We start from the raw sequence: 8,948 nt of genomic DNA, 5'->3' as shown, positions 1-8,948 counted from the left end.
CGTCGGTCGCGACACCATCCGAGACGCCATGGCGCACCTGCGCAGTGAGGGTCTCGTCGAGAGCAAGCGTGGCTACCGCAGCCGCGTGCGCGCCCTTCTGGAGCGGGAGCGCATCTGGCTGCGCGCGGGCGAGGTGGTGACCGCCCGCATGCCCACGCCGGCCGAGCGCAAGGAGCACAGCATGCAGGAAGGCGTGCCCGTGCTCGTCGTCGGTGACAAGGCGTACCCGGCTGATCGCTACGAGTTCGGCCCGGCCGAGGAGTAGTCGAGCAATACGGCGAACCGACAGCCGTAATGCTCATCACCCTTTAATAGGTTGTTGGCGGCCGCCCGCGGAACCGATGCTTGTGGCAAGCAAGTATCGACCGACGGGGGAGCCACGAGCGTGGGCAGCGACGAACTGGACGACGAGCATGCCGCCATCGGGCGGCAGGTCGGCCGCTTCATCCGGCTGTCCGAGCGTCTCTTCGCGACGCTGAAGTGGAACGAGGCCGGTCGCGGCCTCGAGCGCCCCGCCTACGTACTGCTGAGCCGGGTCGCGGTCGACGGACCGTTCCGGCTGTCGGCGCTCGCCACCGACGTCAGCCTCGATCTCTCCACGGTCAGCCGGCAGGTGGCCGCGCTGGAGGGTGCCGGGCTGGTGCGCCGCTTCCAGGACCCGTCCGACAAGCGGGCCAGCCTGGTCGAGGTCACCGACGTCGGACGCGAGGTCTTCGCCGAGAACCGGGACCGGTGGCTGGCCATCTGGCGCGAACTGCTCGCCGAATGGGAACCGGAGCAGCGGCGGGAGTTCGCCGCGCTCTTCACCCGGCTCAACGAGTCGATCTCCGAACGACTCCCGCAGACTGGCACAACCTTTGAAAGGGACGCTCGATGACACAGGCTCGGCCTGCACTCGCCCATAAACAGATTTTGCTGCTGATGGGCGGCCTGATGACCGGCATGCTGCTGGCCGCGCTCGACCAGACGATCGTGGGCACCGCGCTGCCGACGATCGTCGGCGACCTCGGCGGCATGGACCACTACTCGTGGGTGGTCACCGCGTATCTGCTCGCCTCGACCGCGTCGACGCCGCTGTACGGCAAGATCAGCGATCTGCTCGGCCGCCGCCCGGTGCTGCTGTTCGCGATCGCGACGTTCCTCGCCGGCTCGCTGCTGGCCGGCCTCTCCCAGAACATGACCGAGCTGATCGCCACCCGCGCGCTGCAGGGCATCGGCGCCGGCGGCCTCATGACGCTCGCCTTCACCATCGTGTCGGACGTCGTCGCGCCGCGGGAGCGGGCGCGGTACCAGGGCCTCTTCGGCGCCGTCTTCGGCATCTCCTCGGTCGCCGGCCCGCTGGTCGGCGGCTACTTCGCCGAGAACGACTGGCGCTGGATCTTCTACATCAACGTGCCGCTGGCCATCTTCGCGATGTTCGTCTGTGCCCGCGTGCTGCGCCTCGTGCCGCATACCCGCCGCGAGCACCGCATCGACTACCTGGGCGCCACGCTGATGGTGGCCGGCTGCAGCGCGCTGCTGCTGGCGCTGTCGTGGGGCGGCAACGAGTACGCCTGGGGCTCCGCCGCCATCCTCGGCCTCTTCGCCGCCTTCGCGGTGCTGACCGTGGCCTTCGTGATCGTCGAGGGTCGCGCCGAGGAGCCGATCCTGCCGCTGCGGCTGTTCAAGCGGGCCACCTTCTCGCTGTCCAACGTGGCCACGTTCATCCTCGGCTTCGCGATGTTCGGCTCGATCATCTACGTGCCGCTGTACCTGCAGATTGTGAAGGGCGCCACCCCGACCCGCTCCGGCCTGCTGATGCTGCCGATGATGGGCGGCGTCATCATCACCTCGATCGTGGCCGGCCGGGTCATCTCCAAGCTGGGCCGGTACAAGTGGTTCCCGGTCGCGGGCACCGTGGTCATGGGCACCGGCCTGCTGCTCTTCACCAGCCTGAAGGTGCAGACGCCGCTGTGGCAGGCGTTCATCTACATGACGGTCATCGGCGTGGGCCTCGGCCTGGCCATGCAGCCGCTGATCCTGGCCGTGCAGAACTCCCTCGAGCTGCGCGACATGGGCGCCGGCACCTCGGCCGCGACCTTCTTCCGCTCGCTCGGCGGCTCGGTCGGCGTGGCCGCCCTGGGCGCGGTCATGAACAACCAGCTGGCCAGCCAGATGCACGGCGCCGGCGGCAACGTGTCGATCAACGCGCCGTCGCAGGTCCGGGCGCTGCCCCCGGCCCAGCTGCAGATGGTCGAGCACATCTTCGTCAACGCGCTGCACCCGGTGTTCCTGTCGGCCGCGGTCGTCGCGCTGGTCGGCACGCTGATCACGCTCGCGCTGCCGAACAAGGCCCTGCAGGGCGCCACGCCCGAGCAGGCCGCCCCGGCCGACTCGGAAGAGGCGGCCGCCGAGATGGAGGCGAAGGTCGCCGCCTTCTAGAAAGCGCAGGAAGGGCCCGGCATCGCGACAGATGCCGGGCCTCATTGCTGTTTTGGCATTGGAGTGCGTGGCTGGGCTTTGTGTGAGCGAAGCGAGCATGGGGGGGTCCGGGGTGGGAACCCCCTGGCGCGCCCGAGCGAAGCGAGCGCTAGTTGCGTTCGTCTGTTACTCCCGTGGCCTCGCCCTCCGCGTTAGGTCGCGGTCCCAAAACCACCCGGGGCCGGATGTATGGGCGCAAAGCAGGTTACCGGCGGGTAATCGCAGGGTTCCAATGTGGCGCACAGCACATTAGCGTGCACTCCATGCGCAGCACGATGATGAAGACTCCCCTCCTGATCTCCCGCATTCTGCAGCACGGCAGCACCGTCCACGGCGACTCCGAGGTCGCCACCTGGACCGGCGAGGGTGCCCGCCACACCACCTACGCCGAGGTCGGCCGCGAGGCCGCGCGCCTCGCCCACGCCCTGCGCGAGCTCGGCGTCACCGGCGACGAGCGGGTCGGCACGCTGATGTGGAACAACGCCGAGCACCTGGTGGCGTACCTCGCCGTGCCGAGCATGGGCGCCGTGCTGCACACCCTCAACCTGCGCCTGTTCCCCGAGCAGCTGATCTACATCGCCAACCACGCGGAGGACCGGGTCGTCATCGTCGACTCGACGCTCATCCCGCTGCTGGCCGGCGTGCTGCCGCACCTGAGCACCGTCCGGCACATCGTGGTCTGCGGCGCCGGGGACACCTCGAAGCTGCAGAAGGACGGCGTCGAGGTGCACCGGTGGGACGAGCTGCTGCAGGGCCGGCCGGAGACGTACGAGTGGCCGGACATCGACGAGGACGACGCCGCCGCGCTGTGCTACACCAGCGGTACCACCGGAAACCCCAAGGGCGTCGCCTACTCCCACCGCTCGATCTACCTCCACTCGATGGAGGTGTGCATGGCGGAGAGCTTCGGCCTCGGCCCGCTGGTCCGCGACCTGTGCATCGTGCCGATGTTCCACGCGATGGCCTGGGGCCTGCCCTACGCCGCGCTCATGAGCGGCGCCTCGCTGATCATGCCGGACCGGTTCCTGCAGGCCGAGCCGCTGGCCAAGATGATCGAGGTGGAGAAGCCGACCTTCGCCGGCGCGGTGCCCACGATCTTCACCGACCTGCTGGCGTACCTCGACGCCCACCCCACGGACACGTCCTCCCTGCGCGAGGTCGTCATCGGCGGCTCGGCCTGCCCGCCCGCCCTCATGCACGCCTACGCCGACCGCTACGGCATCCAGGTCATCCACGCCTGGGGCATGACCGAGATGTCCCCGCTCGGCTCGGTCGCCCGGGCCCCCCTCGGCGTCGAGGGCCCCGAGGCCTGGGCCTACCGGTACACCCAGGGCCGCATCCCGGCCAGCGTCGAGGGCCGCATCGTCGGGCCGATGGGCGAGGTCATGCCCAACGACGGCAAGGCGGTCGGCGAGCTGCAGGTCCGCGGCCCGTGGATCACCGCGCAGTACATCGGCGAGGACGGCCCCGACCCGGACAAGTTCGACAACGGCTGGCTGCGCACCGGCGACGTCGGCACGCTGACCCCGAACGGCTACCTGACCCTCACCGACCGGGCCAAGGACGTCATCAAGTCCGGCGGCGAGTGGATCAGCTCGGTCGACCTGGAGAACGCGCTCATGGCCCACCCGGCGGTGCTCGAGGCCTGCGTGGTCGGCGTCCCCGACGACAAGTGGGGCGAGCGCCCGCTGGCCACCGTGGTGCTCAAGGACGGCGCCAGCACCGACGCCGACGAGCTGCGCGAGTTCCTGGCCGGCAAGGTGGCCCGCTGGCAGCTGCCGGAGCGCTGGTCGTTCATCGAGGCGGTGCCCAAGACGAGCGTCGGCAAGTTCGACAAGAAGCGGGTCCGGGCCGACTATGCGGGCGGCACCCTGGAGGTGGTACAGATCAACGGGTGACGCGCTCGGCAAAGGTCGCCATCTTCATCACGGCCGCTGTGGTGGTCTGCGTGTTCGCGGCGTGCGGCGTGGCCCTGGCACTCAAGGACTGGGTGCCGGGCCTCGCCGGCTGCGCGGACCCGACCAAGCCGACGAAGACCGCCGTCTTCACCGAGCCGGCCCGCATCGAGCAGATGTACCCCGAGCTGAAGCCGGTCCGGGCCGTGCACTGGCAGGAGCACGAGGCCGTCGCGCGCAGCTGCCCGCAGGTCGGCACCATGCGGTACGAGATGGACGGCCTCGTCCAGATCACCCCGGAGCGCGCCGCGGACCTCGCCGCGCAGGCCCCCTCGGCCCCGCCCCAGAGCCCCGAGATCCCCGGCGACCTGCGCCCGTTCGCCCCGCAGGACCCGCACTGGCAACCGATCGGCGAGGGCCTGCTGCTGAATCGCGAATCGGCGACGGTCTACTTCGTGCACCTCTCGGCATAGCGCCCGACCGATACGGTGGAGGTCTCCGTCCGCCCTCGGAGGTCTTGGGCCTTGTCCGGTATCGAGCTTGCGACCGTCGCCATCGGCTCTGCTGTCGTCAAGTGCGCCGCCAAGCTGTGGCTCGGCGACCGTGCTCTTGCGGCCGATATTGCCGCGAGTGCGGTGGATGCCCTGGCCGCGCGGGCCTCGGGGTTCCTGCAGCGCAAGAAGCTCAACCGGACATTCGACGAGCTCGCCGACTCGGTCGCCGGGCGCATCCAGGTCTATGTCGAACGGGAATTTTACAGGCTGCCTGAGGGGGAACGGCTGGCCGTTCTCGATGCAGTGCGGTCCACCCTGGAGAGCGCACCGCTCGACAATGAGGACCTGTTTGCCAAGGACCTCAACGCCGCATACGTCGATCGACACGTGCGTGCCTACAACCCTAAAGCCGAGCGCAACGCTGCGCTGTCGGCCGAAGGTGCAGGGCTGTACGACCGGGTGCTGCGAGATTGCTGCGAATACATCGTGCAGGTCATGATCGCGCTGCCTTCCTTTGGTCCCAACGCACTTGTCGAGGTGTTGAGGCGAGAGCGTCAGATCGCCGCGACCCTCGAGGAGGTGCTCGGCCGACTGCCGCAGCGCGGCGGGCGGCGGGCGGAAGACTTCGAGACCGACTACCGCCGGCAAGTCGTCAACGTCCTTGACGAGGTGGAGCTGTTCGGTGCCGATGTTGCCACCCGGCGGTATCCGCTCAGCGTCGCTTACATCAGCCTCTGCATGGCCGTGGCGGCTCCGGACGCCGAAGCTGGGCCGCCGGTATCGATCGAGCATGCCCTGGCGACGCAATCGCGGATCTTCCTGCGCGGCGAGGCGGGCGGCGGCAAGACGACGTTGCTGCAGTGGGTCGCGGTCCGCACGGCGCTACGGGAGACGCTCGCCGACTCGTCCGAACTCATACCGATCTTCATCCCGCTGCGCCGCTACGTGGGCCGAGACCTGCCGCCGCCGGAGCAGTTCTTGGGCCATGTCGGTCGGCACATCGCAGACGAGATGCCAGGCCATTGGGTACACGATCTGCTGCGGCACGGCTCGGCCGTCGTGCTTGTCGACGGTGTGGACGAGCTGCCTGACGAACAGCGCGGCGAGGCTCGGCGCTGGCTCGGCGACTTGGTGGCTGCGTTCCCGGACGCCCGTTTCGTCATCACCTCGCGGCCCGGTGCAGCCCCGCCGGACTGGCTGGATCGGCAGGGGTTCGTGCCGTACGACCTACGGCCGATGTCACCCGCGGACGTCGATGCCTTCGTGCGGTACTGGCATGAGGCGGTTGGTGCCGGCGTCCCGGACCTGGACGAGCGAGGGCGCTTGGAGGATTTTGCGGACCGCCTCCGCCGGGCGATCCCGGTTCGCCGCCACCTGCGCCTGCTGGCCGAGTCGCCACTGCTGTGCGCGTTGATCTGCGCACTGCATCGAGACCGCAATGGCCAGTTACCAGAGAACCGCATCGAGCTCTACAACGTCGCACTGGAGATGCTGCTGCAGCGACGCGACCGAGAGCGCAGTGTGGTGTCCGCTCTGGACATGTCCCGTGTGGAGAAGACCCTCCTGCTGCAGGACATTGCGTACTGGCTGATTCGCAACGGCCGGTCGGACGCGGAGCGAGGCGAGGTGATCGAGGCCTTGCAGCGCAAACGGCCAACCATGGTGCAGATCCGCAGCACCGCGGAGGAGATCTATGCACACCTGCTTGAGCGCAGCGGCCTTATCCGCGAGCCGGTCGTCGGCCGGGTCGACTTCATCCACCTGACGTTTCAGGAGCATCTGGCCGCGCTTGGCGTGCTCTCCAGCGGCGACATCGGCCTGTTGCTGGCCAGCGCCCATCTCGATCAGTGGCGCGAGGTTGTGATCATGGCGGTCGGCAACGCCAGCTCGCACGACCGGGAAGCGATCATGCGAGGGCTGCTGAGCCGGATAGAGAAGGACCCGGACTCTCGCGAGCAGCTGATCTTGCTGGCGTTCCTGTGCTTGGAGACTGCGCCGGAGCTCGCCGTCGAGTTGCGTATCGCGGTCGAAAGGCATGCTGCTGAGGTTCTTCCGCCGAAGACGGTCCGCGCGGGCCAGGCGCTCGCGGCCGTCGGCCCATCGGTCCTCGAGTCGCTACGCCGGGTCCAGCCGACACTGGCGGGCGAGGTTGTGGCCACTATCCGCGCGGCGGCCGAGATCGGTGGGCCAGATGCGCTCGACATGATCGAGCAGTGGAGCGACGATCGCCGTGCGGACGTGGTGGACGAACTGCTGCGGGCCTGGCCCCGATTCGACCGTGCGTCGTATGCGAGACGGGTGCTTCGACGTTCGCCGCTGAAGGAGGGGCACGTCGTGCTCGACGACGCTGAGGCGCTGCCGTACGTACACCTGCTGGAGAATCTTCGCTCGCTCGATGTTGTGACGCCGGACGGGCTGGCAGATCTGGAGTTCGTCGCCGGCTGCGCCGAACTGCGTCGGCTCAAGGCGGTTGCACCAGCGTCAGGGCAACTGCATGCGCTGTCCGGACTGCAGCGACTCGAGTGGTTGAGCCTCTCGTCCTCGCCGGTCGGGTTCCTGAGCGGCGAGGACATTTCCCTGCCGAGCGTGACCACGCTGGGTCTTGCGGGCTTCGGCGGGCCGGTCGACGCCGAGGCGGTCGCGCGGTTTGCGCCGAATGTGCAACATCTCGTCCTCGAGAATGTCTCGTTCACCCACCAGCGGGTCTTCGAAGCGCTCCCGCTTGGCCTGCGGACGCTCTCGCTGCGGCACTCCGACGTGCAGTTCGGCCCGGAACTCGCGAGATACACAGAGCTCGAGTTTCTGGACCTCGGTGGAGTAGGGCACATCGACGGGGAGGTAATCCGGCTGCTGGGCGGCCTCCCGAACCTCTACGAGGTCAACCTGCTCGGCTGTTCCGGTCACTTCAACGTGGAGCCGCTACGCCATCGGGGCATTGCAGTGACCACCCTGCGGGGGCATGGCCGACTGCGCCTCTGGCGCCGGCTCCCCTACAACGGGCGACCCGTCGAGTTCTTGTAGCTGGCTTCACGCGGACTTCTTCGCCGCGGTCTTCTTCGCCGGCGTCGCCTTCTTCGCCGCGGCCGCCGTCGTCTTCTTCGCCGCAGCCTTCTTCGCCGGGGCCTTCTTGATGGGGGTCGGCTCCTCGGCGGGCTCCTCGTCCACGGCCGCCGCCTGGGCGCGCTTCGCCGGGGCCTTCTTGATCGGCGTCGGCTCCTCGGCGGGCTCCTCGCCCCGGGCCGCCCGCGCCCGCTCGACCGAGGCGCGCAGCGCGGCCATCAGGTCGACCGCCGCGGCCGGGGCCTCCTCGGCCTCCTCGGGCTGAACCACCTCGCGGCCGGCCACCTTCGCGTCGATGACCTCCTGCAGGGCCTCGCGGTAGTTGTCGGTGTAGGTGGACGGGTCGAAGTCGGCGGCCATCGACTCGATCAGCGAGCCGGCCATGGCCAGCTCGGCCGGGCGGGCGGTGACGTCCTCGTCCAGGATGTCGAACTTGGCCGCGCGGATCTCGTCGGGCCACAGCATGGTGTTGAGCACCAGCACGCTGTCCCGGACGCGCAGGGTCGCCAGCTGCTCGCGCTGGCGCAGGGCGACCTTCACGATGGCGACCCGGTCGGTGTTGGTCAGCGCGTCGCGCAGCAGGGCGTAGGGCTTGGCCGCGGTCTGCTCGGGCTCCAGGTAGTACGCCTTGTTGTACAGGATCGGGTCGACCTGCTCGGTCGGCACGAACTCCAGCACCTCGATCGCCCGGCTGGTGGTCAGCGGCAGGTCGGAGAAGTCGTCGTCGGTCAGGATCACCATCTCGCCGCCGCCGAGGTCGTAGCCCTTGGCGATGTCGTCGTAGGCGACCTCCTCGCCGTCGACGGAGCAGACCCGCTTGTACTTGATCCGTCCGCCGTCCTCCCGGTGCACCTGGTGGAAGCGGATGTCCTTCTCCTCGGTCGCCGAGTACAGCCGCACGGCGATGGAGACCAGGCCGAAGGAGACCGCGCCCTTCCAGATCGCGCGCATGAAGATCCTTTCCGCAGCGTGTGGACCTTACTCATCAGAATCGCATCGTTTCGAGCCGGGCGCGAGGAACTCGCAGGCGAACTATGGT

6 protein-coding genes and 1 pseudogene are annotated in these 8,948 nt (G+C 68.8%); 6 read left to right on the top strand and 1 reads right to left on the bottom strand.

Annotation, left to right across the window (positions count from 1 at the left end):
- The 6 genes and pseudogenes from ABD352_RS41965 to ABD352_RS41940 all read left to right on the top strand — a co-directional run.
- Nucleotides 1–265 (top strand): annotated as a pseudogene (locus ABD352_RS41965) (GntR family transcriptional regulator); the annotation flags it as partial.
- A 120-nt stretch (nucleotides 266–385) separates the two neighbouring features.
- Nucleotides 386–877: a MarR family winged helix-turn-helix transcriptional regulator gene (locus tag ABD352_RS41960; protein WP_344618157.1), complete on the top strand. Its 492-nt coding sequence runs from the start codon at nucleotides 386–388 to the stop codon at nucleotides 875–877.
- A gap of 44 nt (nucleotides 878–921) precedes the next feature.
- On the top strand, nucleotides 922–2,421 hold the full coding sequence (locus ABD352_RS41955) for an MDR family MFS transporter (RefSeq protein ID WP_344618156.1): 1,500 nt from the start codon (nucleotides 922–924) through the stop codon (nucleotides 2,419–2,421).
- Nucleotides 2,422–2,723: 302 nt separating this feature from the next.
- Nucleotides 2,724–4,358: a fatty acid--CoA ligase gene (locus ABD352_RS41950; RefSeq protein WP_344618155.1), complete on the top strand. Its 1,635-nt coding sequence runs from the start codon at nucleotides 2,724–2,726 to the stop codon at nucleotides 4,356–4,358.
- On the top strand, nucleotides 4,355–4,828 hold the full coding sequence (locus ABD352_RS41945) for a hypothetical protein (protein ID WP_344618154.1): 474 nt from the start codon (nucleotides 4,355–4,357) through the stop codon (nucleotides 4,826–4,828). The genes ABD352_RS41950 and ABD352_RS41945 overlap by 4 nt, the downstream gene beginning before the upstream one ends.
- Before the next feature lie 51 nt (nucleotides 4,829–4,879).
- Nucleotides 4,880–7,870, top strand: a complete 2,991-nt coding sequence (locus ABD352_RS41940) for an NACHT domain-containing protein (RefSeq protein ID WP_344618153.1) — start codon at nucleotides 4,880–4,882, stop codon at nucleotides 7,868–7,870.
- Nucleotides 7,871–7,876: 6 nt separating this feature from the next.
- Here the strand turns inward: ABD352_RS41940 and ku are convergent, their stop codons facing one another.
- A complete protein-coding gene (gene ku / locus ABD352_RS41935) occupies nucleotides 7,877–8,860 on the bottom strand; it encodes a non-homologous end joining protein Ku (RefSeq protein ID WP_344618152.1) in 984 nt (327 codons plus the stop codon).
- Nucleotides 8,861–8,948: the final 88 nt, after the last annotated feature.

Source organism: Dactylosporangium salmoneum (assembly GCF_039532525.1).
In the GTDB taxonomy this organism is placed as follows: domain Bacteria; phylum Actinomycetota; class Actinomycetes; order Mycobacteriales; family Micromonosporaceae; genus Dactylosporangium; species Dactylosporangium salmoneum.
The sequence above is the reverse complement of the archived record's forward strand: the minus strand, read 5'-3'. Positions and strand labels throughout refer to the sequence as shown.